The organism is Bradyrhizobium diazoefficiens (genome assembly GCF_016616235.1).
In the GTDB taxonomy this organism is placed as follows: domain Bacteria; phylum Pseudomonadota; class Alphaproteobacteria; order Rhizobiales; family Xanthobacteraceae; genus Bradyrhizobium; species Bradyrhizobium diazoefficiens_H.
This window is the reverse complement of sequence record NZ_CP067100.1, coordinates 5,101,253-5,127,967: the sequence shown is the minus strand read 5'-3', so window position 1 is coordinate 5,127,967 and position 26,715 is coordinate 5,101,253. Positions and strand designations below refer to the sequence as shown.

Annotated in this window: 22 protein-coding genes and 4 pseudogenes; 12 read left to right on the top strand and 14 right to left on the bottom strand. The window is 59.0% G+C overall.

All coding sequences use genetic code 11. The annotated features are described in order from the left end of the window. Nucleotides 1–280: 280 nt before the first annotated feature. Nucleotides 281–979, top strand: coding sequence for a LuxR C-terminal-related transcriptional regulator (locus JJB99_RS24620; protein ID WP_200494868.1), 699 nt, complete (start codon nt 281–283; stop codon nt 977–979). Between the two features lie 301 nt (nt 980–1,280). Here the strand turns inward: JJB99_RS24620 and JJB99_RS24615 are convergent, their stop codons facing one another. Further along, nucleotides 1,281–2,069, bottom strand: a complete 789-nt coding sequence (locus JJB99_RS24615) for a Crp/Fnr family transcriptional regulator (protein ID WP_200494867.1) — start codon at nt 2,067–2,069, stop codon at nt 1,281–1,283. Between the two features lie 179 nt (nt 2,070–2,248). Then, complete coding sequence (locus JJB99_RS24610; RefSeq protein WP_200494866.1) at nt 2,249–2,512, bottom strand: hypothetical protein; 264 nt, start codon at nt 2,510–2,512, stop codon at nt 2,249–2,251. A 386-nt stretch (nt 2,513–2,898) separates the two neighbouring features. Here JJB99_RS24610 and JJB99_RS24605 point away from each other — a divergent pair, with 386 nt between their 5' ends. Both JJB99_RS24605 and JJB99_RS36330 read left to right on the top strand, forming a co-directional pair. Further along, a complete protein-coding gene (locus JJB99_RS24605; protein WP_200494865.1) occupies nt 2,899–3,192 on the top strand; it encodes a hypothetical protein in 294 nt (97 codons plus the stop codon). A 184-nt stretch (nt 3,193–3,376) separates the two neighbouring features. Next, nucleotides 3,377–3,667: pseudogene (locus JJB99_RS36330) on the top strand (hypothetical protein); the annotation flags it as partial. A 2,288-nt stretch (nt 3,668–5,955) separates the two neighbouring features. Here JJB99_RS36330 and JJB99_RS24595 read toward each other — a convergent pair. The 3 genes from JJB99_RS24595 to JJB99_RS24585 form a co-directional block, all read right to left on the bottom strand. Further along, entirely contained in the window at nt 5,956–6,462 is a 507-nt protein-coding gene (locus JJB99_RS24595) for an NUDIX domain-containing protein (protein WP_200494863.1), read from the bottom strand. 323 nt (nt 6,463–6,785) lie between these two features. Then, entirely contained in the window at nt 6,786–7,397 is a 612-nt protein-coding gene (locus tag JJB99_RS24590; RefSeq protein ID WP_200494862.1) for a protocatechuate 3,4-dioxygenase, read from the bottom strand. Further along, nucleotides 7,397–8,386: a Bug family tripartite tricarboxylate transporter substrate binding protein gene (locus JJB99_RS24585; protein ID WP_200494861.1), complete on the bottom strand. Its 990-nt coding sequence runs from the start codon at nt 8,384–8,386 to the stop codon at nt 7,397–7,399. The genes JJB99_RS24590 and JJB99_RS24585 overlap by 1 nt, the downstream gene beginning before the upstream one ends. Before the next feature lie 118 nt (nt 8,387–8,504). Here JJB99_RS24585 and JJB99_RS24580 point away from each other — a divergent pair, with 118 nt between their 5' ends. Next, a complete protein-coding gene (locus tag JJB99_RS24580) occupies nt 8,505–9,452 on the top strand; it encodes a LysR family transcriptional regulator (RefSeq protein ID WP_200494860.1) in 948 nt (315 codons plus the stop codon). Between the two features lie 177 nt (nt 9,453–9,629). Here the strand turns inward: JJB99_RS24580 and JJB99_RS24575 are convergent, their stop codons facing one another. Further along, nucleotides 9,630–10,040 carry a hypothetical protein gene (locus tag JJB99_RS24575; protein ID WP_200494859.1) on the bottom strand — a complete coding sequence of 137 codons (411 nt, stop codon included), beginning with the start codon at nt 10,038–10,040 and terminating at the stop codon, nt 9,630–9,632. A 308-nt stretch (nt 10,041–10,348) separates the two neighbouring features. On the opposite strand from JJB99_RS24575, the gene JJB99_RS24570 reads away from it, so the two are divergent. The 4 genes from JJB99_RS24570 (at nt 10,349) to JJB99_RS24555 (ending at nt 15,710) form a co-directional block, all read left to right on the top strand. Further along, nucleotides 10,349–12,223: a caspase family protein gene (locus JJB99_RS24570; RefSeq protein WP_246774972.1), complete on the top strand. Its 1,875-nt coding sequence runs from the start codon at nt 10,349–10,351 to the stop codon at nt 12,221–12,223. A gap of 293 nt (nt 12,224–12,516) precedes the next feature. After that, on the top strand, nt 12,517–13,827 hold the full coding sequence (locus JJB99_RS24565) for an adenylate/guanylate cyclase domain-containing protein (protein WP_200494858.1): 1,311 nt from the start codon (nt 12,517–12,519) through the stop codon (nt 13,825–13,827). Nucleotides 13,828–13,985: 158 nt separating this feature from the next. Then, on the top strand, nt 13,986–15,095 hold the full coding sequence (locus JJB99_RS24560; RefSeq protein WP_200494857.1) for an MBL fold metallo-hydrolase: 1,110 nt from the start codon (nt 13,986–13,988) through the stop codon (nt 15,093–15,095). Nucleotides 15,096–15,110: 15 nt separating this feature from the next. Beyond that, nucleotides 15,111–15,710, top strand: a complete 600-nt coding sequence (locus JJB99_RS24555; protein WP_246774971.1) for an SCO family protein — start codon at nt 15,111–15,113, stop codon at nt 15,708–15,710. Between the two features lie 213 nt (nt 15,711–15,923). Here the strand turns inward: JJB99_RS24555 and JJB99_RS36800 are convergent, their stop codons facing one another. Continuing rightward, a complete protein-coding gene (locus tag JJB99_RS36800; RefSeq protein ID WP_200494856.1) occupies nt 15,924–16,331 on the bottom strand; it encodes a DNA-directed RNA polymerase subunit alpha C-terminal domain-containing protein in 408 nt (135 codons plus the stop codon). A gap of 684 nt (nt 16,332–17,015) precedes the next feature. On the opposite strand from JJB99_RS36800, the gene JJB99_RS24545 reads away from it, so the two are divergent. Continuing rightward, complete coding sequence (locus tag JJB99_RS24545; RefSeq protein WP_200494855.1) at nt 17,016–18,323, top strand: hypothetical protein; 1,308 nt, start codon at nt 17,016–17,018, stop codon at nt 18,321–18,323. 334 nt (nt 18,324–18,657) lie between these two features. Next, complete coding sequence (locus JJB99_RS24540; protein WP_200494854.1) at nt 18,658–18,873, top strand: hypothetical protein; 216 nt, start codon at nt 18,658–18,660, stop codon at nt 18,871–18,873. A gap of 385 nt (nt 18,874–19,258) precedes the next feature. On the opposite strand, the gene JJB99_RS24535 is transcribed toward JJB99_RS24540, so the two are convergent. After that, nucleotides 19,259–19,498 (bottom strand): hypothetical protein, encoded by a 240-nt coding sequence (locus JJB99_RS24535; protein ID WP_200494853.1) that lies wholly within the window; start codon nt 19,496–19,498, stop codon nt 19,259–19,261. Nucleotides 19,499–20,122: 624 nt separating this feature from the next. On the opposite strand from JJB99_RS24535, the gene JJB99_RS24530 reads away from it, so the two are divergent. Further along, entirely contained in the window at nt 20,123–20,317 is a 195-nt protein-coding gene (locus tag JJB99_RS24530) for a hypothetical protein (RefSeq protein WP_246774970.1), read from the top strand. Nucleotides 20,318–20,604: 287 nt separating this feature from the next. On the opposite strand, the gene JJB99_RS24525 is transcribed toward JJB99_RS24530, so the two are convergent. The 4 genes and pseudogenes from JJB99_RS24525 to JJB99_RS24510 all read right to left on the bottom strand — a co-directional run. Beyond that, nucleotides 20,605–20,862 carry a hypothetical protein gene (locus tag JJB99_RS24525; protein ID WP_200494852.1) on the bottom strand — a complete coding sequence of 86 codons (258 nt, stop codon included), beginning with the start codon at nt 20,860–20,862 and terminating at the stop codon, nt 20,605–20,607. Between the two features lie 491 nt (nt 20,863–21,353). Continuing rightward, nucleotides 21,354–21,764: pseudogene (locus JJB99_RS24520) on the bottom strand (hypothetical protein); the annotation flags it as partial. A 407-nt stretch (nt 21,765–22,171) separates the two neighbouring features. After that, on the bottom strand, nt 22,172–23,827 hold the full coding sequence (locus JJB99_RS24515) for a recombinase family protein (protein ID WP_200494851.1): 1,656 nt from the start codon (nt 23,825–23,827) through the stop codon (nt 22,172–22,174). Nucleotides 23,828–24,094: 267 nt separating this feature from the next. Beyond that, nucleotides 24,095–24,433, bottom strand: a pseudogene (locus JJB99_RS24510) (hypothetical protein); the annotation flags it as partial. Between the two features lie 545 nt (nt 24,434–24,978). Between JJB99_RS24510 and JJB99_RS24505 the strand changes: the two are divergent. Then, nucleotides 24,979–25,089 (top strand): annotated as a pseudogene (locus JJB99_RS24505) (Ku protein); the annotation flags it as partial. Here the strand turns inward: JJB99_RS24505 and JJB99_RS24500 are convergent. Both JJB99_RS24500 and JJB99_RS24495 read right to left on the bottom strand, forming a co-directional pair. Then, nucleotides 25,083–25,571 (bottom strand): tripartite tricarboxylate transporter substrate-binding protein, encoded by a 489-nt coding sequence (locus tag JJB99_RS24500; RefSeq protein ID WP_246775325.1) that lies wholly within the window; start codon nt 25,569–25,571, stop codon nt 25,083–25,085. The pseudogene JJB99_RS24505 and the gene JJB99_RS24500 sit on opposite strands and share 7 nt — an antisense overlap. Nucleotides 25,572–25,793: 222 nt before the next feature. Then, a complete protein-coding gene (locus tag JJB99_RS24495) occupies nt 25,794–26,711 on the bottom strand; it encodes an SMP-30/gluconolactonase/LRE family protein (RefSeq protein WP_200494849.1) in 918 nt (305 codons plus the stop codon). Nucleotides 26,712–26,715 lie beyond the last annotated feature (4 nt).

Sequence of the window (26,715 nt, the reverse complement as noted above, 5' to 3'; positions counted from 1 at the left end):
CCAAAAATCGAAGATTGCACCGTCTTTTTCTCGGACGAAATTCGCCTTCTGCACTTTTGAACTGGCCGGATTCTTACGGTGCTGCACGCCTGCTCAAAGCAAGCTACGGTGATGCGGCTATCAAGCGTTGCCGGAAGCAGGCAGCGTAGTATGAAACGTTTTTGATGGCCCGATTTGGTATATGGTTAGTGTGCCCGTGCAGGTTCGAGAAGACGTTGTCGAATTATCGGACTAATCTAGGGGCCTGCGGGGTTTGAGTTGAAAAATGGGCTGAGGAAGCATGCACCGCACGAGAGTGATCATCGCGGACCGACACCCCATCGTGCTGCAAGGCATCAGTAGCATCCTCGCGGCGCAGCACGACTTCACGATCGTTGCGTCCTGCGGCGACGGTGCAAGCTGCATTGAGGCAATCCGTCTTCTTGTGCCCGACGTCGTGCTGCTCGATGTCGCCATGCCTGGCATCAGTGGGCCGGAAATCCTCGCACTTGTAAACGGCGAAAGCCTGGGCACGCGTGTGGTGTTCTTCATTGGTTTAGCCGGAGACCGCGACCTGACAAGGCTGGCTGCGGAAGGCGCTCATGCCGTCCTTACGAAAGACGCGACACTGGATACACTGGTCGGGGTCTTGCGGCAGGTCGCGCAAGGCCAGAGACCGCTGCCGCTCGCGCCCACCAATCACGAGATCGGTCAGCAGGATCCTGCGACTGAGGCGAAATCCCTGACGCAGTTGACGGACCGGGAGCGGCAGATCATGCGGCTCGTGTCTGAGGGGCTATCTAACAAGGAGATTGGGCGTCGCCTGAATACTGCTGACGGCACCATCAAAGTTCATCTTCACCACATCTTTCAGAAGCTCGATATCAGCAATCGCACAGTTCTCGCAGCATTGGCGATTTCGCGGAATGAGGTACGTGCCGCGACGCGCGACGTCGCCGCTCCCGGGCCGCCGCCACGGGATCCGGCTGGCGTGAAATGACGGGGATATTCGCGGTCCAATAGGCCTGCGGGCTTGATCCGCTGGCCTCTCGTCAATCATAGCGTCGAGCGAGGGCTCGGCGATCGGGCCGCCCCCGCGGCCGACTAGTCTGAGCCCATTTTAATTTGGTGCGAGCGGCCGCTGCGACTTTGGGGACGCCGAACTCTCGCGCATCGTGTGATCGAAGAACCGCTTTTGCCCCAAAGCCAACTATGACCGAACTTGCTGGAAATTCGCGGCCGGAACGGCGTTGCAGGATCTGACGGCGAGGCACGAGTGGCTCGCGAAAAAAGTCCTGGGTCTACGAGACCGTCTTGGTGGAGCTGGCATACCGCGCCCGGTGGTCTTCAGCCGAGGCAGCGTGGCGAAGCCGCTCGGTTTCCACCGAAACGATCCGATCGATCCTGCGGCTCATGACGTTGTAGCACTCGCAGGCGACGGCCTCGATCCGCGGCCTGTCAATTTCGAGCTCGCCGCGCCGATTTGATTTCACGGCTCTCGAGGCCCGAAGTGCGCTCACGACATGCGTGACCGTCGTACGCCGGACACCGAGCAATTCTGACAGCGTCTCGTGGGTCAACGGCAGGAAGTCACCGCCTTCCATCCGGTCGTCAATCTGAAGAAGCCAGCGCGCCAGGCGAGCTTCGACGGAGTGCAGCGCATTGCAGGCCGCGACGTGCTGGAATTGCGTCAAAAGCGACCTCGTGAGAATTTGGATCATGGTCGCGATCGCGGAGCTGCGATTAAGCGAGGCGCTGAATCTCGCCGGCGAGATCTGCAGCGCGGTCCCGGGTACGCGGACGATCGCCGTCATGGGCGACCGCGAGGAGCCGAGCGCCGACATCAGCCCGATGGAGCCGTCATTGCCCACAACTGCCGTGGCGACCGTCTGCCCGTTCGGCAGGTCCATGATGAATGCGATCGCGCCGCTGCAGGGAAACAGGAGATGTTCGATTCGATCGCCTGATCGGATCAGTACCTCGTCACGTTCGAGCGGCACTTTCCGGAGATGGGGCGCAAGCAAAGCAAAGTCGGCCGGCGGTAGTGCAGCAAGCAATCGGTTGCCGACTTTGGTTGCGCGCTCCATCATGGGAGCCTTCCCTTGATGGACGGGCAACCGGCTTCGCCAGACATGGTTCCAATGATGGACTGGCGATTGCAACTGCCAGCTTCCCATTCCTTTTCGGGAAGCGCTCCATTGCGCGGGCTTTGCGTGCGGCGGTATGCGGGTGGTCGACTGAGCCGGCTGCGTCCGGCCTTCCCACTCGGCTAGCGGAGCTCGGTTAATGCGGCCAGATGCTCAACGACCTTGTCGCAGGCCTCCTCAGCCTCGGAAAAGGTCCGGAAGGGCGAGCCGCTGACCTTGATCGCGCCCCTGTTCTCATAAAGGGGGCGCCAGGTTGCTAAGTAGCCGGGTCGACCGTGAAAGCCGGGACCGCTTACGCTTTCGAAGCTGATCACGAACGAGAAGCCGTCGCAGTTCGCGCTCCATATTTCCATGTTCTCCAGAGACCGGTGAAATTGTAAGCCCATACGGATGATCCAGTTGCGCGCCGTTGCTCCGGAATATTAAAGTTAAATTTAAACTGAAGTAAACACTCCCAACTCTCGCGCTGTTGGTCAACCCTCGAGCTACAGCTAGCGCAGAAAGCGCGGGGCAGGGCTTGCAAGAAGCGGTTCGCACAGCTAGGCCGCCCCTTGAAAGTGCTGGCGCGCGCTTCTTTGGCTGTTTTAGCCTGCCCCACGGTGGCGCGCGCTGCAATGTAATGGGCGCATCGGGGGCGAAGCGGGACAATTTGGCCCTTGACGTCATAGCTATGATATATTTTAAATCGACGTTGTATTTAATTGTGTGGGGCGCGAACGATTGGTTCACTCGAGCGGTTCGCAAAATTTGAAACTCGATCAGGGGGATTCCGATGCGCGTGTTTCCCATTGCCTTCATCGCATTAATAATCTCGCCCGCCCAGGCTCAACTTGCGGCCCAGGACACGTTCAGAAGACCGGAATCTGGCGTCAATAGCGGCTGCAGCTACACCATCAAAGGGTATCTCCATGAGGTGCCAGGCGGCGTGAATCTTTGTTGGCGCGCGCCGTTCCCTTATTCATCGACGTACGGGTTGCTGCGCTGCGATCCAAAGTTTCTGTTTCAGGAAATCACTTTGGTCACGCGTGGCGACCCTCGCTGCGACCGATACGAGTACCGGCAGTAGCAAGACTATACTGGTCGGATTGAGCGTCGGCCAAGCGCCGCTCGTCCTCTTCGCACCTGCGCGGAAGCAAAAAATCCGGGAGGAGACCGACCATACACGCTCCTGCCGATTAAATCGAAATGGTGGTTGAAATATATTTAATGTGTATTATACATAATATGTAAATTAAATCTGGAGCAGGGCGATGTCCGCCGGGGACAGCAATGAGGACGAAGATCGCAGGACATTCTTGAAATCCTGCGGAAGATTCGCCGCCATCACCCCTCCCGCCATAACCTTACTTCTATCGACGTCGCTGACCTCGAGAGCCATCGGGCGTTCCGGCGGAGGCGACGGAGGAAGGCACGGCGATGACGGGAAGCGGTCATTCTTCGACAATGATCATCCGTCCACGACTTCCGCAGGAACATCTGGCGGTAGTTCATTTGAAGGTCTCAGAGGCCCTGGTGGTCGGGGTGGTGCTACGTCGGGCGGCGCAGGAGGGACATCTGGTGGCGGTTCGCCCCATGGTGGCGGAGGCTCTCCCACGAGCATCGCGAGCTCTGGAACCTTAGGCGCATCTGGAGATGGCGATTGTGCGGAGGAAGAAAATGACAAATGGAGGCGCAAGGTCGAGTGTACACTCGCCGACCTCAAGGCTTCGAGCTCAAGCGAGTCGGAGCATTAACGCCTGCCTCTCGCTGCGCATGGCATGAGAGGCGGAAATCCGAAGTGCCATGGGGAGTCTCTCGGACTACGAGGGCTCATTGTTCGCCGGACGATCGAGAGCGGGCTACTCCGCTCCATAGATGCTGTGTTGGCCTGCGATAAGCCGACATGACGGGCGACAGCGCTTTGGGTTAGTGGACGCTCGAATATGGCGGGTGAGGCGAGACCGTCAGCTTCGGCAGAGCGCGCCGCGCATTAGGTACGTGTTCAAAATGCAACTCGTCATCGGTTTCGGACTCTGAGTGTCGGATACCAGACACTCTTGTGGCGCCGTCCAGGTTACGCTGAACACGCCGGCGTTAGTTGATTGTCAACGGCATTGACTTTCGAATCTGGTCGCCGCGCGTTCTATTTTGTTGCGAGCTGCTCTTCGTTGATGGATATGTCGCTGCGATCAAATTTCTGCAATGGACCGCAATCCGAATTTTGAAGTGCCGCGCTGTATCGCGTGCGATAAGCAGCGAAACTTGATCGGCAGCGAGCCGGCGGCGAAGCGTTACGAGATCCGCTCGTATGAATGCCCGGCCTGCAAGAGTGTGCTGCGGTTGGTAGAGCGCACTGAGCCGAGCATGTTTCCGCGCTGATAACGAGAGCGGAGTCTAGTTACTTGGCGGCTTTGGTCCCCACCGACCATCAAGTTTGACGGGCGTGCCGGTCAATTTGGGAACTGCTGCGAGCTGTTCGATTCTGAAGAAATGGCCCGGCGCTCCAGCAGCACCACAACGGCTCTTCCGAGAGAATCCCGAGCACTCCGCCAACAATCTTTTCGGAAACATCAATCTGCCGTGACGATCCGGCGGCAGCGTTTGCAGGAACTCCAGCACAACAGCGCTGCCCCGAACGAAACTGCAAACAAATCTCATCCGCTTGAGACAAGCTGCCAAAATGCGAGCCTGTCCGCCAATCTTTTTCAATTATCGTGCGCTAAGTGTGCAATGAAAGGGTCAAAACCGGTGTGCAATTTCGGCTAGTTTGGAGGCACGGGTTTTCAGCCTATTGCGGATAGGGTAAATCGTTGAACTTGCAAGACTATCGCTTTTCCGTGGCCCCCATGATGGATTGGAGCGAGAGTTCAGGTTTTTCAATCGGTTAGGATGCGTCGTGTGCATGCCGTGTGCACCGGGAGATCAAGAAAAATCGTGCGACAGCCAAGGTGAGCAAGCCTTGAAGGACGGTGGGGCCGCCGACCAGCTCGCGCACCTGCACGACCAAAGTTTTCGTTTGGCGGGCTTTTTTTCTGCAAATGCGCCCCCTGAGGGAGTACTTGCCAGTTTCAGAATTAACTTGGTCGCGGTCGCTTAACTTTGGACTTGAGAGGCGCCGCCGAAAAGCGGATCTAAAGTTGAGGCACGAGGAAACGTAGTTCGCTCAAAAGCAAAGCGCGGCGAAGCTTTTCGATCCAGAGCTTCATGCTCGATATGCCGAGATCCTTCACTTGCGAGACCAGATCAGGAAGGCGATGAGGGAGCCGAAGAAGCAAACGCGATCCCGATCCCTGAAGTGAGTCGGACGGAATCCTGATCGAGTGGACTTGGAGCCGGTTCCACCCCGAAAACACGCACCGAAGGGCTAGCAACGAATTGCTTTCTCCCCCGTTGCCGCTTTTTCCTGAGTGCGCATGGGGTGTAACGGATGAATGCAGTTAAGCCCGCGGCGAATGCACCACCTAAGGGGAGATCGGCAGAGTTAGCTGTGGGTGTCGCCTACGGTGCGGTCGTGCTGATAGCTATGGCCGGATGGCTGTACTTTTTGCTGCGTGTTCTAATCTGGTCGGCGGCATTGGTCCTATCCTAGGCCGTGTACTCTTAACAGGAATGTCGGCTCCTGAGGGCCGAGCGGAAATCTTCTTATCAGCGAGAGCATTACTGCGTGTGACCCGATTCAGATATGGGCGCCCGATCTTTGCTGTGCGCACAACAAAGCCTCTCATGTAAATGATGTCGTAGAGTAAGGATGTCGCTCCCAAGCCGTGCCAATGACATTCGTACCATCGGCCGCCATCCGCTGCCGTAGGTCGGAAGCTTTCAGCTCATGAACATTGCAGTAGCCTTGCGGTTACTCTGAACGGCAGCCCGGCGCAGTCGTCCTGCCAAGATAGACGCCGACCGGCCCGGTCAGCGCCATGCCGCGCAACTCGCTCGGCGATATCAGCCGTGCGCCGATGATCTCGCGGTTGTCGAGCTGTAACTCGGGCAGCCGATCCAGTCGTAGTTCAAAGAAATGCACTTTATCTTTTCGCCCTTCCCAGAGGCCCCGGGCGTCGCCCACGGCGACCAGCGGGAATGCTCCGGCGAGGCCGATCTCTTCTGCCAGCTCGCGGCGAACCGCTACTTCAGGCGTCTCACCCTGCCGGACAGTGCCGCCGGGGAAGTTCCACTCCATCCTATAGGAGGAGCGCACCAGCAGCAGCGCCTGACCGACGTAGACAGCCACAAGTGCCCCTTCATGCTGCTGGTGCCGCAGTCGCCACCAGATGCGGGCAAGCGGGAAACCGACGCGATATGCTGTCCGCCAGGCAGCGTCGAGAAGCGTGGAACGTCGAGTTTGTCCGAGGTCTGACATGGATCAACCTCTACTACCTTGGCGGCTAAGAGGACAGCTCTTCCCGGTACCTGCTCTAGGGCTGTTGTCCCAGCTACATCGTGCGGTGACCCTGAAGCCGAGCCCTCGACATTCGAACGATGCCCACCTCCATATTGGTGCGAGCCGACCAGGTGATCGAATCGCACCTGCGTGCTGCAGCGCATGAGCCTGCCTTGGCCGTTACCGTCGGAACTCAGTCCGCACCGCGGCGTCAGCTCTCTGGAGAAGACAGGACGTGGTCGCGCTCATCCCAGATCGACGCAAATGACCCATAGCCGACTTGGAGGCCGCCCACACTCTCATCATCCGCTGGCCAAGACTATGTCAAAATGCGCGATCATCGCGTGTTTCTCGAGATGCGGCGGAGGCTCTTGCAAGTTGACAATCAGCCGGTCGGGGTGCGGGGCCGCGTTGAGCCAGCGGTCGGTTAGGTTTTCGGCTTCGCCAGCGAAATAGAGCTGGGTCACCAGGCGATCAAACCGGCCCTCCACGGTAAGGTGAATGTGGGGCGGCCTGATTTCGCCTTCTGCCGTCGGATAGCGGCCCGGTTTTATCGTACGAAAACTGTAGCGGCCGGACGCGTCTGCGGTGAGGCGCGCGAAACCCTTGAAATTGGGATCGAGTGGCGCCGGGTTCATATCGCTCGGATGACGATATTTTCCTGCAGCATTGGCTTGCCAGATATCGATGAGCGCATGCGCCACCGGCTCTCCAGAACGAGTGAGCACGCGGCCCGTGACATAGATGAGCTGACCCTGTGCCTCGGCGGCGCTGCCCAATGGGCGCGCCAGATCGCTTGCCAGATCGGGACGCTCCCGAATTGGATAGAACGGGCCGACGATCTGCGGCGGCGTGATCGCAAATGCTGCTGTATCGCGGCGACCCGTCGGGCCTTTGCATCTGGCATCGCTCATTAGGGCAGCTTAATATCCGCGGCCTTGACGATCTTGGCCCAGTGGGCGACATCGGACCGGATTCCGTCGCCAAATTCTGCGGCGGTGCCGCCGACCGGTACGGCTCCTATCTTGTCGAGCGAAGCACGGATTTTAGGCTCGGCAAGAACCTTGTTGATCGCTTTGTTGAGCTGGGAGGTGATCTCCGCAGGCGTGCCCCGTTTCGCGGCAAAGCCGATCCAATCGGCCGTCACGAGATCTGGAAAGCCTGCCTCGGCTACCGACGGAACGCTCTTGAGAGCGGCGATCCGCGTAGGCGCGGTGACGGCAAGAGCGCGCAGCTTGCCCGTTTCGATGAGATCGATGACCGGAAGCGTTGTGACGAACATGTATTCGACGTTGCCGCCGATCAGATCGGAGATGGCCTGCGAAAACTGCTGATAAGGTACGTGGGTGGCGTGCACGCCGGCCTGCAATGCGAACATCTCGCCGATCAGGTGCGAAGGTGTGCCGAAGCCAGCGGATGCGAAGTTGAGCTTCCCGGGCTTGCTCTTGAGCAGCGCGACCAGCTCGGGCAGGGAATTGACGGGCAACGATGGCGTGGTGACGAGCACGGTGTAGGATGTCGATATCTTGACGACAGGATCGAAATCCAGGTCGGGCCGTGTCTCTGCCTTCGGAAGCAGCGTCGGAGTCACCATCATCGGCAGACTCATGGTGAGCAGCGTATAGCCGTCCGCCGGATGTCCGCTTACGTCGTTCATTGCGATAGTCTGCAGAGCGCCCGGCCGATCTTCCACCATGAGCCGCCAACCTTCGTTGGCCGCAAGTCCATCGGCCACCATGCGGCTGATGATGTCGGGCGGCGTGCCGGCGCTCGTCGGGACGACAATTCGAATGAGGTTAGAAGGATACGGTTGCGCGGCGACCTGACGGGGCGATAACGATGCTGCGAGCGCCCCCAGCAGAAACGTGCGACGGGGCAGGCGGAAGTGCGGTGTTTCCGACATGGTGCTTGCTCCAAATCTCGCCAGTGAGAAATCACTCTCGATTTGCAGCTTGTTCCCGATCCCTATATAAGAAAAGTTCTGTTTTCCGATCCTTCTATTCCATTTCAGAAAGGGTCGCATGCTCGACGCATCCCGGATCAGCCAGCGTATCAAGCTGCGGCAACTGAGTGTCTTCGTCGCCGTCGTCGAGCACGGGAGCATGGCCAAGGCGGCCGAGCATCTCTCGATTTCCCAGCCCGTCATTTCCAAGATGATCACGAGCCTCGAGCAAACGCTCGGTCTTCCGCTCCTCGAGCGAAGTCGTCTCGGGGTGGCACCCACGCTCTATGGCGAGGCGTTGCTCAAACGTAGCATCGCTCTGAGCAACGATTTGCGAAGTGGCGTGGACGAACTGCAAGCGCTGGCCGATCCGGCAACCGGCGAATTGCGCATCGGCAGCACGGAACCTGTGATGGCTGGCCTGCTGCCTGTCATCATCGATCGGCTATCCCGACAATTTCCGAGGCTCGCGCTCCATATCATCGAGGGCGAACCGCCCGAGCTTCAGGACCGGCATCTGCGCAATCACGATATCGATCTGATGATCGGACGGCTGCCGAGCCCGACGCCGGCTGCTGACACCGATGTGCGGGAGCTATTGCACGAAAGCGGCGTGGTCGTTGCAGGCTTGAACAATCCCTGGGTGCGGCGGCGCAAGATCCGCCTAGCCGAGCTGGTCAACGAGCGCTGGTGCCTGCCACCGCGCGAAAGCTTTCCGGGCGGGTGGATCGCCAAAGCATTTCACGCTTCCGGAGTCGAAGTGCCGCGGGCCAGCGTGACGGTGTACTCAATCCTCATGCAGTCGGCATTGTTGTCGTCGGAGCGCTTTCTGAGCTTCCTTCCCGCATCGATGCTGCATTTCAGCGCCAAGCGGCTGTCGATGAAAGTCTTGCCTGTCGAAATGCCTGCGCAGATGTGGCCAATCGGAATCATCACGCTGAAGGGCCGAACTCCCAGTCCCGCGCGGCGGCTATTCATCGACTGCGCGCTTGAAATAGCCAAGCCGCTCGCAGGCCGAACGCCCTGACTGGCGAATCCAACCGATGCACTTCCGCTTTGCCCCTATTGAGACTTCCCCGTCGGGTCTGATGATGCCCGCTCATGAGGGTAGAGCGGAAGGTCTCGAGTGAAGAGCAAACCGACCCGAATGACCCATTGCGGACTTCGAATGCCGAAACAGCGTTAATGCGCTAATCCAGGTTCCTCACTCCTTACCGATCTGGCCGTAGGCCCAACTGCCAGAAAAGAAGGTTTCACCAGCAATCGGCTGAAAACGTCCGGCGATGAAGCCGGTGCGTCCAACATCGCTCTGATTGAGTCCACCGCCGCATGAGCTTCGCTCGGCATAGATATCGACGGTTTGCCCATCCGAAGCACCTCGGACCGATTGCAGGACGCGTGCACGGGCCACATGAAAGGGGCGCAGTCCTGGTAATTCGCGGACGTGCACCTCGAGAATTTCCACCCGAGCGATAACCTCGCTCTCCTTCGCTACTGGCGGGACAGCATCGAGTAGGATCGTCCTTTCATTTATCCAGCCCCGGCAGGCAAAGGCCGGAGCATCGGTAGCCAGCAGCGCAAAAAGAATACCTGCGAGACCTGCTCCACGGATCATAGCCCTGACCTCAAGCTCCATTCTGAGACAGTGGAGGAGGGATGTTAACGGAATACCAAGCTAAACGTAAACGCGTGCTCGGAGGTCGCCTTCTGGCCCTTAGGCGAACCACCGTGTTGCGGACGTGCTGTCGGCCGTCGACGGCAGAGCGGACACGGGAGGGCGCTGGTGCGAACCGCCGCTCGTGACCCAAAGCGGTTCCAAGTGACTTTCCACCTGCCTTGTACTGTAACTCTCGTCACAAACCCATTTACGTGCCAGAAGGCAAGCTCTGAGTCACTCTGACGGCATTGCGTTTTGGGGCTGCGATGGGCGTATTTCGATTCCTGCTCTTCTCACTGTTTCTGGTCTGGTTTGGCTGCGGCTCGGCCTTTGCCGAGAAGCGCATCGCGCTGGTGATCGGCAATTCGGCCTACAAAAGTGTACCGAGGCTCATCAACCCCGTGAACGATGCCGCTCTTGTCGGCGGTATGTTTAAGAACGCGGGATTCGACTGGATCGACATCAAGACGGACCTGAGTGCCTCCGAGATGCGCAAGGCCCTGCGTGAGTTCGGAGGACGAGCGCGAGAGGCCGAGGTGGCTGTTATCTACTACGCCGGTCATGGCATCGAGCTGGACGGGACCAACTATCTCATCCCGACCGATGCCAGCCTGGAGACGGACAGCGACGTTCTCGATGAGACCGTGGGTCTCGACCGTGCGCTGTTCGCTGTCGAGCCAGCAAAGCAGCTTCGGCTGATTATCTTGGATGCCTGCCGCGATAATCCCTTCGCCAAGACGATGAGACGTACTGTTGCTGCGCGGGCGATTGGACGCGGCCTTGCCAAGATCGAGCCGACGAGCCCGAACACAATGATTGCATTCGCCGCGAAGGCGGGGTCAACGGCTTCGGATGGCGATTCCAAGAACAGTCCGTTTGCGACGGCGCTCGTCGAACGGCTGCCGACGCCCGGGCTCGATCTCCGCAAGGCCTTCGGCTTCATTCGAGACGATGTGCTCAAGAACACCGGCTACAAGCAGGAGCCCTATGTCTATGGGTCGCTCGGCGGCGACGACGTGTCGCTCGTTCCTGCGAAGCCGGTGGCAATTGGACCCCCGGCAAACCCCGATAACGAGATCCGGCGGGATTACGAGTTGGCGCTTCAGCTTGGGACCCGAGAAGGATGGGCTGCCTTTCTCAATCTCTTTCCGAGTGGCTTTTATGCCGAGCTTGCCAAGGGGCAATTGAAGAAGATCGCGGCTGAAGAAACCCGCGCCGCTGCCGCAAACAAGGCCCGGCAGGCTGAGGAGGAAAAGACACGGCTCGCGGCGGAGCGAGCTAGGAAGGCCGAGCAGGACAAGGCCGCCGCAGCGGCCAAAGCCGCCGAGGATGCGCGCCTCGCTGCCGAGAAGGCCAAGCAGATCGAGGACGCAAAAGCCGCAGCCGCGGAGCAGCGAAGATTGGATGCCGAGGCGGCCATTGCGAAGGCGCTCGCCGAAAAGCAAGCTGCCGACAAGCTCGCGGCCGACAAAGCGGAGACTGAGGCCGCTGCGAAACAAGCCGCCGAGAAAGAGGTCGGCAAGGGCACGGAGCAAAACGTTGCAGCTGTCGCGCCTGCGTCGACCCCGTCGGCGATGTCACCGCAGGAAACGACGAGGCTGGTGCAGTTGGAGCTCCGTCGTGTCGGTTGTCTGGCCGACGCGGCGGATGGTGACTGGAACGCGGCCTCGCAACGCTCGCTGACGCGCTTCAACAAATATGCCGGTACTAAATTCGACGCCAAGCTCGCGAGCTTGGAGGCGCTTGGCGCGATCAAGGCCAGGACAGGGCGCGTCTGCCCCCCAGTTTGCGAGCGCGGCTTTGAGCCGATCGGCGATCGCTGCGTCAGACTCACGTGCCGTGGCGGACAGACCCGGGACGAGAAGGGCGAGTGCATCTCAAGGGATAGGAACGAGAGGCCAGCGCGAATACCCGACCGTCCGCTTGCCTCCAGGCCGGAGACAATGGATTCCAAGTCGACGGAACGACGCTCGTCCAGTGGGGGGCGCTGTGTCAGCACCAGTCAGCGATGCGCGCTGGAAATCGGTGGACGCTGTGATCCCGCGACCGGCAAATGGGAATATGGGCGTAATGGTGCCGGTGGGAATACCCAGGCTTTCAATGCCTGTCTTGGGCGAACGATGGCTGGCCGTAACCATTAGCTGCTTGGTCCAGAGCCAATATCCGCTTCTGGCCCATGGCTGACTTAGAGCCCGGATCGCGGCGGAGTCAGCTTGGGAGAGATGAGCTGACCAGGTTCATGGAGAGCAGCTTTTGATCCGAAGCCGACTTCCGAAAGGCTCCGGCAGGGGTGCGCCGCGGACCCTCAGCGAACAGGGGCCAGCCTGAGGCGACGGCCACACGCCATGAGCCTCTCGTTAGCCTCTCGCTGCTCGATTGCACTGTGTGGCCGTTTAGCCGTAGGCTACCCAGTGACCCAGAGTGGCGGGAAGCCATGGTTGTCGAGACGCGCTATGTGACCAGCGGCGAGGTCTTCGTCGCGTACCAAATATCCGGACAGGACGGTCCGGATTTGCTCATGACGCCGGGCTTTGTATCGCATCTGGAGCTGTCGTGGGAGAATCCCAACGCCGCGCGGTTCCTTAATGATCTCGGCTCGTTCTCGCGACTGATCCGATTCGACAAACGCGGCACGGGTCTCAGTGATCGTGGCGTCGGTGTCCCGCATCTCGATGAAAGGATCGATGATATCCGCGCCGTCCTCGACGCCGCGGGTTCCAAGAGAGCCTACTTGTTCGGTGTCTCGGAGGGCGGGCCGATGTCGATTCTGTTCGCAGCGACCTACCCTGAACGGGTCGCCGGCCTTATCCTGTTCGGCACGTATGCGCGCACGGTTGGCGCCTCCGTTCCGTTTGACGATTTTGCGGGACTCGAGCGTGATATCCGGTCCAACTGGGGTTCCGGCAAAAGTCTGCCAAGTTTCTCCCCATCGGCAGCCGCAATTCCCGGAGCCATGGAGCGCTTCGCCAAGTTCGAGCGCTCCGCCGCCAGCCCGTCTGATGTGATCAATCTGATGCGTATGAACCGCGAGATCGACGTGACCGCCATCCTGCCGTCGATCCGTGTTCCTACGCTTGTCATGCACCGGTGCGACGACGTACGGATTCGTGCACTCGCCGGGCGCGAGCTTGGAGAGAGAATTTCTCAGGCGCGCTACATCGAACTACCGGGTAGCGATCACCTCGCATGGTCAGGAGATCAGGATCGACTTGTCGAGGAGATCAGACAATTCATGGGTGTTTCCGCCACTGCCTTCGACGTTGATCGCGTCCTCTCGACTGTGCTGTTCACCGATATCGTCGATTCGACAAGGAGGGCCTCGTTGGTGGGTGACCGGCAGTGGCGTTCAACTCTGGAAGCGCATCATGCGACGGTGCGTTCGGAATTGGAGCGGCATCGCGGACGCGAGGTTAAAACTACAGGCGACGGATTTCTGGCGCTGTTCGACGGCCCGGCGCGCGCTGTCCGCTGCGCCCAGAGGATTGTCAGCGCGGTGCGGCCGCTCGATCTCGAAGTGCGGGCCGGCGTCCATACCGGTGAGGTTGAAATGATGGGAGACGATGTGGGCGGCATTGCTGTGCACATCGCAGCACGAGTAGCTCAGCATGCGAAAGCAAGCGAAGTTCTGGCCTCAAGCACGGTAAAAGACTTGGTGGCAGGTGCTGGCCTCAAGTTCGTCGATAAGGGACCCGCTGAGCTTAAGGGTCTCGCCGAGACAATGCGTCTCTTCGCAGCCGTCACCTGAATAAGTTCCGGAGCGTCGATTCCGCCCCGACCCCCGCTTGTGACCCACAACCGACGTCAGCTGAGACGATCCCCTATTGCGTTGACAGCGGAATAGATTGCGCCTGTAATTGAGGGATAATCTTCGCCGGCCGGAAAATGCCGAATGGAGAATTGGTCATGATAAATTTCAGCCGACGTGATGCTTTAAAGTTTTCTGCTGGGCTGACGCTTACGGCCGCGACAGGCAGCTTTTCCTGTTGGGAGGTGGCCAAGGCGGGCTCGATCGAGATCCCAACGGTCGACAAGCTCACCGTCAGGGTTCTCGTCGACAGCGCGAGCGACATCTTCTTTAAGCCGCAAGATGTGAGCGGGGTGAGGACCGAGCCCGGCCGATCGACCGATCCGAAGCGGCCATTGCATAGCGAATGGGGGTTGTCGCTGTACCTGGAGCCGCAGCGCGGCAATGAGAGGAAAACTTTCCTTCTCGATTTCGGTTGGACACCCGAAGCGATCAACGGCAACATGGAGCTTCTCAGGCTCGATCCTTCTAAAATCGACGCGCTGATCATGAGCCACGGCCACTTTGACCATTGGGGCGGCCTGCTCGGCTTCCTGGAGCGGCACCGCAAGGATCTACCGGTTGACCTCACAATGTATGCCGGCGGCGAGGACAATTTTTGCCCGCGCTACGTTAAGATGGGTGCCGGAGGCGACCTCGCCGACTTTGGCACTCTCGACCGCCGGGACATTGTCAAACAAAACGTGAAGGTTGTGCTGTGCGAAGCTCCAGTCGTGATCGGAGGTCAGGCCTTCACCACCGGCAAGATTACCCGCAGCAGCATCGAGAAAGTGCTTCCGAACAGCTTGGTGGGATTTCAGATCAAGGACGGTGCCGGCTGCAATGCCAGCCACTATTTGCCGGCAGAGATGGAAGGCAAGGTCGTGCCCGACGAACATATCCATGAGCACGCGACCTGCTTCAATCTGAGAGACAAGGGCCTAATCGTCATCTCTTCCTGCGGCCATGTCGGCATCGTCAATTCGGTGCGCCAGGCGATGGCAGTGTCCGGTATTGACAAGGTTCATGCCATCATGGGCGGCTTCCATCTCGGGCCGGCACCGGCTGACTATCTCACGAAGGTTGTCGCTGAGATCGCCAACCTTAATCCTGACGTGGTGATCCCGATGCACTGTAGCGGGCTGAACTTCATCCAGGAAGCGCAGCGCCAGATGCCGGGCAAAGTGCTCACTACAACGACGGGCACACGGATAACGTTCGGTATCTGATTAACGGGACGCGCGATGACCAAGCTGGCGGCGTGCGTGTTTGTTGTGGCAGCGTCGGTTATTGGCGCTGCGATGGCGATCGCCGAGCCGCAACCCTCGGCCGCGGAGATGATGGACGATCTGATGTACGCCCGGGGGCCAATCGGTGGAACGTTCAGCCTATCTGACCAGCACGGAAAGATACGCAGCGACACCGAGTTTCGTGGCAAGCTGATGATCATCTATTTTGGATACACCTTCTGCCCTGACGTCTGCCCGACCGACCTAATGGCAATCACGCAGGCGCTGGACGCGCTCGGTTCCAAAGCCGAAAGCATTCAACCGATCTTCATTACGATCGACCCCGAACGTGACACGGACGTGCTTGCGGACTACCTTGAAGCGTTTCACCCCAGCTTCATCGGGCTGACTGGATCTTCCAAAACAATCAAGGAACTCGCCAATTCCTACAAGGCGTACTACGGGAAGATGGAAGACAATCGGAGCGGCGAGTATTCCATCGATCACTCGGGTGTCATTTATTTGATGGGACGGAACGGCGAATACCTCGGCTTCATGCCGCCGCAGACGGGGCCGGATCGGCTCATCGAAATCCTTCGCAAGTATCTCGATTGACGCGCCGGACCTCCCGCTCCTCATTCATGATAGCAGCAATAAGGCGTTCGATGCTCAGTCTGCTGTTGGCCCATCGCGACATACTGTGCTGCTGCACAAACTTGGTCGCTAAACGAGCAATTCGACGTAGGCACCACTCACATGACGCCGCCGGGTTTATAGGTACACGGCCTGATGCGCAGGCAAAAGCTGTCCGAGATAGACTCGCAAGTACTATCGGCAGGGTCTCACTCCTTCTGTCGAAGGCAGGCCGAGGGTGTCGCGCAGCTCCGATACTGACTTCTTACCGAGATCTTGCAAGCTCACTAGCGTTTTGTCAGTCGCATCGCGGACCTCCCCGACCGTTTTGAAGCCGGCGGCCCAAAGCGCGTTTTGTACACGCGATGGCAGACGCACGTTTGCAAGAGGCGTGTCGTCGGGCAATTCGGGAGTTGGGGCCAAATGGGTGGGAGCCACCGCCTCACGGGCAAGCCGCTCGTCCCGGAGCCGCTCCCGATTAGCGCCGAACGCTTGCTGCGCCTTTATGTATTCTGAAACCTCGGGTTCAGCTTGGCGAAACATCTTTTCTGCCGCTAGTTGAGCGGCGCTGGCCGGCTTGGAAATAGAGTTGTCGTTCATCATCACACTAGATCCTGGACGGCTGCCGTGTGCCTTTCGAGGCAATAACGGGCGTTGTTGAAAAAATAAACTCAGTCTCGATTTTCTGACGTCGGATGATGATGCACCTCAGCAACTTGCGGGCCGGCGACCTCGCCCCCTATAAGCAATGCAAGAAGTAGCGCTGCTGCAACCAAGCAGCCAGCCACGAACCCGTAAAAGCGCCAGTCGCTAAAGCTCATCATAACTCCTGAGCATCAACGAGGCTGGAGCCTCCACGTTCCGCCGGGGCGGACCCGATGGGCCTTAACCTCTGTCCTTCTTGGCGAGCTGAACGACCGGGAGCGAGACCCCGCCGAATCCGCATTGGCGATGCTGATGGGCTGCTGGAACAGGCCACCCAGGACAGGCAGCAAGGCGGGATGGCATGAGCGGCCTGCATGCCTGCAGTCCTCCTGCGACTCAAATGCTGTTCGCGCTGAATGAGAAATCCTGATGGCTGCGGCGGTCGCTGCGCCGCCGCGAATCAGGACTCGGCTCCGGGGTGCGCATTCTGCTTTTTCTCAACAGGAGACAGTCATGATGCAACAGTGTCGTCGATGTGAGCAGAACTTACCGCTGTCCAGCTTCGGTTATGGGGGTCGTTCTCGTCCTCGCAAGTTTTGTCACGGCTGCTTTTCCGCAATAGTGAATGGTGAAGTGTTCACCATGAACCCGACCGAAGCTGACACGTTCATGGCGAGGCTAGAAGCCGGCCATTCGCTTCGGATGCTCACGGGCGGCGCCGGCGAACCGCCGATTTGCTCGGCCGATGCGTTCCGCAAGCACTGCGAGTTGAATCCGGAATGGGGCGCGAAAGCACTTGCACTTGTGGAGGCAAACAGCAAGTCCCGAATCCAGGATGGGATCGTCAAACGCACGACAGATCGCACGGCTTGCAATCAAGGGCATCCGCTGTCGCCCGAGATTATCGCTCGTATGCAGGCGGAGCGCAGGTACGACCATCGATGGTGCGAAGCTTGCGCTCGGAGGTGGCAGGGGGTCGGCCGCTATTTTGCTGAGGAAGCAGACGTCATTGCGCCGCCTGCGAATGTTGAGCGGTTGACTTTGTCAAGCGGGTCCCGATTCCTCTCGGCCGACGACATTGCGCTGATCGAATCTTGGCTCATCAAGGGAGCTTCGCTGAGAAAGCTCCTCGGTGCATGGGATGCGATCCGCTTCAGGCTTGCCCTAAAAAACAATCCAGATTTGGAGTCGAGGCTCAGGCCCATCATTGAACGCAATGCCAAGGTTGCCGTCGTGGTCGCGTCTCGAAAGCGACGGATCAGCCATTGCAAATACGGTCATGAGCTCTCCATCGAGAATACCGGTATCAAGCCATCGAATGGTTCTCGATTCTGCCTCACGTGCAATCGCACATTCGCGGGCGCGCCTGTCACGCCTCAAATGCTGGACAACGTGGAGCGTGGGTTGCTGACAGGGATGAGCGTCGGCGATCTGACGACGCCAAGAGACGGCAAGAGACCAACGATTACGTACGCACAATGGAGAACGGTGCGTCGAACTCGACCTGACATCAACGAACGCTTTATGCGTGCCCTGCGGAATCCGGCGACGATACGAAGCTTCATGAGCGGCAACACTATTGCTCGCGTGCCAGGTCTCACGCTCGCCGCCCCAGCCGACTTTGTCCGCAGCGATGTCCCGCTTTACATCCCGCAAGAGGGCGACACTGAGTGGCTTCTTAGCCTCACTCCTCACCACTGGTCGGATGCGGATCGAATGGACGTCGTCGGCAATATCTTTCTGGCTCTTGTGGACCGCAAGCTTCGGCGGGAGGATGTCCCCGTTCGCATGAAGGAGTTCAAGAAGCAGCACAACGATATGTTCTCCGATAAGGACTATGGCAGCGCCCGGGCGCCGCTGTCGCTCGACGTGCCCATTTTCGCTGAGGGGAGGACGACGCGGGGAGAGACGATCAAGACAGGCCTGTGGTCACCGGAGTCGATCTATTAATGACGTTTTCGTTCGCGCCCGCGGTCAGAAACCGCGTCACCGGCGAGACGACGAAATCGCGCGCACGGCGGAAAAGCGCGTGCCATCACGCCCGGCGGTCTGCCGCGAAGGATCGTCCGCTCGCAGGAAAAAGGAGCAATTATTGAGAAGTCGAACGATGAGCACGCGCGTCCGAAGAAATGAAGACCACGCTGCGGCTGATCGGGAAGATCAGGCACAAAGTCAAGGCATCGGGCGCGCAAGAGCCGCGGCTTAACCTTTGCTGCAAGGAGTGTTTGTACCCTCCTGTCGGAACGGCTTACTATAGTGGCGATGTCGCCTTCGGAGATGGGGCATGGACCAATTCGATGATCGCACTCGGGCGAACATGGACGTCGTACTCGAAGAGGTCTGTGCTGAGCTGCCACACGGCGGTGACCACGAAAGCCGCAAATATATTGCGGAGCGGCTGATCGAAGCCGCGCGAGGTGGCAAGGTTTCGCTCGGCGAGCTGACGTACGTCGGCCGGCGAGCTTTGGTTCATCTGCTGAACCGGCATAGATCAGCCTAAGATCTTCGGCAGGTCGTAAAAAGAAGCACGCCTACCACCTTCCGAGGCAGCGTGGCCACGGTATTCGCATCCACAGCGCGTGCGAACTCCGCGCCGATCACGCTGCATCGGGGCGAGGAGCTGCCGGACGAGTGAGGTGGCATGGCATGAGCCAGGCACTGGCCTGTTTCCGACCTCAGTGGCCCTATTTTGTTCTGGAGCGAGATTAACAAAGGTTAGATTCCAAGAAACCAGATGGGCTTTCTTCGGTTGGACATCGATGGATGATGCCGCACTGAAAGCCCGCAGCGAACAAGCCCTTGTCGTAGTGACCTTCAGCACGGCAACGGTGATCGCATGCGTTGCCCTCTTGGTTTCGCAATTGTAGGCGGCCTTAGTCGGTGACTTATTTGCCCCCTGCGATCACACGGAAGCGGGGCGCAGCCAGTTTTTCTGGTGGAACCGAGCGCGATGTGAACTTCGTTTCAGTCCGCTGAGCGCGTTTGCAATTTGGGCAGACGAAGAGGTGAGCGATCATCACCGGCGTGTCTCGCACCAGCTCTGATCGAAACCACCTCATGTTGACGTGGCAGTCGGGACAAATCGGCGCTTCGAGCTCTCCCAGCGCGTTCTTCAGATTCTCCATGCTTTGCCCCCGCGGTCTCGGGAGAGTAGCAGGATCCATGGGCGCGCAACGTATCAAAAGTTACACAACGGCCGAATTTAGACGTCCTCTCGCGCTCAGTCGGTCCTCAGCCATGCCGCGCTCTCTTCCCTAACGAAAAAGTGTATATACCAGATTTTCCCGGAAGGGTTACGATACAACCTGTTTTAGAATTGTGTATTGGGACCTACCCGTTGGCAACAAGCATTGAATCGATCGTTTCGGCTTACGTGCGCCTGAAGAACCGTCAAGCCTTGGAGAATATGCGAGAGCTCCGGCGCCAGTTGCTCGAAGAGCTAGAGTCCACATCGGGCGTTGACCCGGCTCATTCAAGAGATGCTTTACTTGAGGACCTCCGAGTGATCGAGGGTGCACTGGAGCAGCTACAACCGCCGCAGCACGGCTGAGCCACTGACAAGCGGCCCGGCGGTTCACGCTGGGGAGCCTCTGTTCTCGTTTCCCGGAATGTTCCTATGCGCAGGAAAGAGACAGCTTGGCTGCTGTGCTACACTTCGTGATCAAAGCTGCGCATTATTTTATTTATAATCTGGATAAATAGTTTAATTATAAGCCGTTGAAAATATCCAGAGCACATGGAGTGATACCATGTCTGAGATGGAAGACAACGATCGGCGAGAATTTTTGAAGATCTGTGGGAAGTTTGCAGCCGTAACGCCTCCAGCCATGACTGTGCTGCTCTCGACGTCGTTGACGTCAGGCGCGATCGCATCATCCGGTGGTCGCGTGGTGCATTCCGACGGCAATCAGAATGATCAAGGTCAGAATAACAACTCGCAATGAGCCGAGTTGCCAGTTTTTCCTGGCACCGTAGTTTCACGCCGCCTCAGCGGGCGGCCTCTTTGCCTGCTCTGAAGCGGCCGTACTTGATGCTGAACCGAACAGAGGAACGCCGTGATGGCGGGATAAGGTGGCAACGCTTGGCGATCCCATTACCGCCCGAGCACCTCCAACGGCCCTGGCCCTCTCACACGCCCAAGAACCCCCAGGGTCGGGGCCGTCTTTTGGGGATCCAAGCTTGGGCGTGTCATCCTCTTATTGATCTCTCTTCAGCTTGCGGGACCAGGACATCAGCGCCTTGCTGGCCCGATGCTTGAGGGCTTCCCGTGCAGCGCGGTCCGATCCCCGGTGATTTGCTCGGCATAGTCGTCGATCGCATCGATCAGCGGCCGGGTGTGGCCGAGCCCGCCTTGCATGAGGTATCGGCGGAATAGATCCAGCTCGCCGAGCTCTGCCTCGACCGCTTTGGCGCGCGCCTCTTCGCTGATCTTGCGCATCCGCTCCTGGTGATACGCCTTGGCGGCCGCTCGGTTCTCTGCCTTGGTCATGCCGCCATCGAAGCGCGGCGCCGGCGAGAGTCAAATTGTCGATTACTGGTGGCTCAGACCACGCGCGAGCTACTGCATTGTCGGTAGAAAGAGCACAGGTGAGGATTCGCGCTGGCGTCAGGTATCCGAGGAACGGCTCCAGCATCCGTCCCCTGCTTCAGCGCCCCAAGGATGCGGGAGCCGTTTCTTCGAATGGTCGAGGCGCATCATGCAGCCCCGAAGCGACCCGGTGCAACTCTGGATTCGTAGTCGTCGGCCGACCGGCGTGCGACACTGATCCATATTCGCGTTTCGGAGGAGAAGCCCGATGCGCCTAGCATTGCCTTACCTGGGAATTGGTCTTTGCGCGTCGCTGGCGGCGTGGATGTCGCTGATGCTGCTTTACTGAGCGGGCAGCAATCCTGGACCTCGATGCCCGCAGCGAGCTCGATCAGCTTGCGCGCTGCGGCCTCTGGGCTGGAATATGGCCCTTGGTCAGTCAGCTTCATTTGACGCTCCCCCGGCCACCAAACAGAAGGCGGATTGCTGGTGGAAATCTTCGTGGTTCGCAATGCCACAAGATGACTACGCTTGAATGGGCGCTCCTGAAGTTCTGAGCATCGCTTGCAGCGCATATAACGCTCTAGCTCATGGATAGGGGTGGTCTTCGGCCGCCGCACGATGTCCAGCGGGACTGTCTGGTGCGTGTCGCACCCGAGGCACTTTACCTCAAGATAGCGGTAGCCCGCGTTCAGGGCACCGCCAAGGGCTGGGGAGGGCTGGGCAGGTCCCTGGAAGCCAAGCATTCGCGCGTTCCAGGCCTGACAAGCCAAGGTGTCGGCATCCTTGCGAGCGTCCCGCGCACGTTCGGCGAGGATCCGGACCGTCGCCCCGAATAGGTATTCTCGCGACTTGGTGCCCATCTCGGATGATTCCGCGGGAGGAGCGCCGAAGCAAGCCGCTAGCTTTAGAACCGCCTTGTGGAGAAAAGGCCAGCTCTTGGTCAAGGGTCGCGATTGGCCTTGTTGATCGACTACGCGCAACGCTTTCAAAATTAGGAACCGGACGAACTCGCCGGCAGGAGCCCAATACATTGATGCGGCTTGCGTGCTCCGTCCAAACAAAATTTTCGATATACCGAAATTTCCACTTGCTCCGTCGGGCAAAACAGTGGTTCATAGGGTGCTGGCTCTACCCACATTCGAAGGAACCAGCGTCATGGCGGATGAAGTCGAGGTCTCTTCCGAGCTGTCGAAGATTGCGAAACTCAATGGAGACTTTCGAAGAAACTACGGCCCTCTACTCGGTGCATTCCTCTACCTGCGTTCGATCAGTGCCGCGCGGGGCCGTTCTTGGCTTTGGGCTGGGCTACTTTCGGTAGCTTGCTCATCGGGGCTGGCATGGCTCGGGAAGCACGGTTTTTCTTGGTTAGCCTCCGGGTGATTGCGCGCACGAGAGCGTCGGGTGTTTTGAATGAGACAATTGAGCGACGTTCGCGGGCCGCCTCCGAGAATCTGATGGTTCGCTTCACTCTGCCATCTGTCGGCAACAACACATAGTCCAGTACAGCCTCATTATGCTCAGATAGCCTGATGGCAGCAATCCACCCAGCAGGCACGTGCGCGTCGCATTGAATGGTCCAATGCGGCGAATGAGTTTCCTCCTTTCCCGGAGTCCAGCGAGCCGCCCTAACCGAAACACAAGTGGTACCATTCACACGCAACGAATCTGTCCAGCCTCCCGTACTCGTACGACAGCCCGCCTTTCGCACGGCCGCGCCAATCCCAGCCGCGAGTTCTACTTTTTGCCCCGACCAGAGAGGCCGCAATTCCAGAAATTCATAGTTCCGCTTGGGCGTGTAGCCGAGCAAGCGATAGAGATTCCGCATGCTGCCGAAATGGGTCTGACAAGTCGCCACACAGGGTAGGCCCGGCGTACGGTCGATAATGCTGATGCTTAACCGCCCCTCCTTGTGCAGGGTTCGGCGTAACCGCACAAGCATCTCATCCTCGGTCAGATCGACGCGCCGCTCTTGGATGAACTTAGAAACTCTTGTGAAGACAGCGCGCTCGATTATCGGCTCAAGGCAGTTTTCAGCCCTGATCCACTGTTCAGGAGGATTGTACGAGCGGATTTGACGCAGCTTCCATGAGCGGCGGTTGAAAACGAGATTGCCGATGTAACTCTCGTCTCTGAGGATCGCGCCGACCATCACGCGTGTCCACGGCTTCCCCGTGCGAGTTGGCACCTTCCGCTTGTTCAGCTCCCAAGCTACTACCGTCTCACACTTCACTTCCAAGAACCGACTAAATATCCATCTGACAGCAGCCACCTCCTTCGGGGGACCGGGGCGCACTCGGATGTGATCAGTTGCAAGATACTTGCGCTCTCCTTTCTTCAGCGCGCCCTTCGATTGCTCTTTCTCGTCAACAAGCTCCCGAACCAGACCATAGCCAACCTTGCCGCAAGGTTTGTAGCCGAGCCGAGCGAACCGACATTGACCGGCATAGACCTTGGCCGAAAGCTCCCGGCTGTACTCGGCCGCCATGACTCGTTTGATGTTCTTGACGATGCTGGCGAGCATGCTCCCGTCGTTGTCGAATTGCTCAGCACAGTAGGCCACTCTGATGCCGGCTCGTTTGCAGAGAAACTCGTAGTGCGCACTTTCGTCCACATCCTGAAAGCGGCCCCAGCGGCTCACGTCATAAACCAGGACATGAGCAAAATCGGCCTCTCCCGCTTGTACGTCTTCTAGAAGTTGAATGAGACCGGCTCGATTCTTGATCAGGAGACCACTCTCGCCCTCGTCTCTGTAGGTTCGAACAAGCGTCAGATTGTGCGCGTGCGCATAAGCGGCGATCACCGCAGCTTGGTTCTGGATCGAATACTGCTGCCGTTCGGTAGACATACGAACGTACTGGGCGGCTCTACACACTTTTTGAGCCGCTGGAAGGCTGGACTTTCGAACGACGAGTTCGTTGCCCATGGATGCTCTCGAAGCCTGCGCCCGCCACGATCAGACGCCTGTGCGAGTCTCTCAGCAAGCGCGTTGACGGGTTCTCGTCATGAAAATGTGGTGACATCGATCTCGTCCACTCGAACGGCGCCATACAATACGTCCCGGACGCAATCGTACCATCAAGGCCCTCTGTTCGGCGCGACCGGCCGCGATGATGCCTCCAAGCCAGAGATCCAAACATCCTTTCTGAGTGACAATGGACCTGGAGGGCTAAGGACCTCGACGGAAAAGCTAGTGAAATACCAGCGTAATTGGTTGACTCAGCGCAGCCAAGTCCACGTCCCGCTTCGTCTTGCAGCGCGAGCACTCAATCTCGAGCCAGGAGTATCCGCCGTTCACGGCTTGGTCGATGGTGGGGGACGGATCGATCGGTCCTCCATCGGCCCACATCTTTTCGTTCCACGACTCGCAAAGCAGCTTGTCGGCCTGACGGATGAGTGCCTCGCCTTTGGCGCGGGCTTCAGCCGACTGCGAGCCGAGGATCGCGGTCATCACACGGGCTCTGCTGAGCTCCTTCCCGAGAGCCTTTCGGCCGCTCCCGGAAAGGGGTGTTGGATGGTGCTTCGGGGCCATTCGCCGTGCCTAGTCGAACGTTGGCCAACAGCCATCCTCTTCGTAACGCCCTGTCCGATGCGTACAGGTATTGTCCAATAGCCGCCTGCCGACCTCCTTCCAGATCGCGTCTGCACCGTACACACGTGTGGCGTCTACCTTCTGGATCTCGACCAGCCTGCCGCATCGGCGGCATCCCACCCGCAAGACATGTTGAGGAATTTGACTTAGCCGCAGCGCTCCGGGGAAGGGAGGAGCCGGCCCTGTTTCGACGCGAGCGTCTTCCAGAAGAGCCTGCCAGTATTCCGGCGGAAGATCGGCGTCAGGAGCCAATCCAGGGAGCCGCATCGAATGTCGGCGGGCAACAGCGGCCATCTTTTCCATCTGCTTCGGATTGGGCATGCGCCAGCTCGCGGGTCGATCAGACATACCCAATTAGAACATAACAGGAACGAAAGAGTCGATACCCCTTCCGTAGAAAACATGCGGTGGGCTTTCTGGCTTGTCGGAACCCGGCGCCTCCATTCGTCTTGAGTCAGGTATTCCAAGATCGGAGTTCTGCGTACATGGCACCGCGCGCCAATTGGAAGGGCTTTCTGCGATTGTCTCTGGTGACCTGCCCGGTCGCGCTTTATCCCGCCACCTCGGAGAGCGAGAAGATTTCCTTCAATCAGCTCAGGCTGACCATTCCGATATCGAGATGGCTGCCAAGGACGTCGGTCCTCTGTGCCGCAGTTCCGCGGTAGGAAATCTCGTTCGGCTCGACGCCTGCGGCCTTCGCGAGCATGCGGATGGCCAGATGGCCGTTGGTGCCCGCGCCGTTATGGCCAAACGTGACCGAACCCGGCTTCTTGCGCAGCGCATCGAGCACGCTCGCGAGAGTCGTGAACGGGCTGTCGCTGCGAACGACGATCACGCTGGGATCGTCGACCACGCGGGCGACTAGGCGGATCTCGTCCATGGTGTATTGGGTCTTCCGCGTCATCGGCAGAAAGTTGTAGCCGGGCACGTTGACCACGCCCATCGAGTACGCATCGGGAGCGGCGCGCGCGATCGCGGCGAACGCGATCTCGCCGCCGGCACCGGGCTTGTTGAGGACGACAAACCGCGCATTCCCGCCGAGCCGCTTCTCGACGAAGGGAAGCAGCTTGCGGGCCATGACGTCGGTGCCACCACCCGCCGCGAAGCCAACGACGACCTCGACCGGCTTGTCGTCGGGCCATGCGGCCATCGCTGCGCCCGAGGCGGTCAGGCCGAGCATCAATATAACTGTTCGAACCTTCCTCAACATGAAGGTTATCCTTTCATCTTCGTAACAAACAAATTCCGGCCGGTCTGTCGTGATCTGCTGGTTCCGATCCCTCGCCAACCTCTTCTCGTACTATCGATGCGATGCCATGACTCGTCCAGCAACAGGAAGTCGCGCGACCAACACACAGCCGGTCTCGGATTCCGTGATGTAGAGATTCTTGTTGTCAGAGCCGCCATAGGCCAGGTTGGTGGTGGCGAGGCCCTGACAGGACCGTGCCCGATAGAGCGGCTCACCGAGGCGGCTGAAGATCCAGACGGTGCCGAGGCCGGCGTGAGCGATGGCGAGGTTGTCCTGCTCGTCCATCGCAAGGCCATCGGGTCCGCCGAGGCTTCCGGATAGCTGGATGAAGATGCCGACCTTCGATGCCGTGCCGTCGGGCATCAGTGGGATCCGCCAGATCGCATTACCTCGGGTGGCGGCGACGTAGAGGATGTGTTCGCTGCCGTTGAGCACGAGGCCGTTCGGGCTGGGGACGTTGTTGACGATCTGGTCGAGCGCTCCGTCCACGCGCAGGCGATAGACGCGGCCGGTCGGGTCGTGCATGCCGGTCTGGCCCTGGTCGGTGAAATAGACGTCGCCATTGTCGGCAAAGACCAGGTCGTTGACGCCCTTGAAACGCTCCGACCAGCGCCGCTCCAGCATCGAGGTGACCTTGCCGCCGGCCGGATCGAGCGTCAAGAGCCCATGACGATAATCCGTAATGACGATCCGCCCGTCGCGCGCGATTTTCAATCCGTTTGGCTCGCCATCATATTCGGCGACCAGTGTGAACTCACCGGCCGGCGAGATGCGGAAGATTCGTCCGTAAGGAATGTCGACGACATAAAGATTGCCGTCGCGGTCGAACGACGGACCCTCGATGAAGGAATCTGCCACCAGTCCGCGGCGGTTCACCAGCGACCAGGCGTTGTCGGGATCCTTGCGGCGGAACTTGTCAGGCAGGCGGGCGAAGACCTCGGTCTTGATCTCTTCGGGTGGTGCGTACATCGGG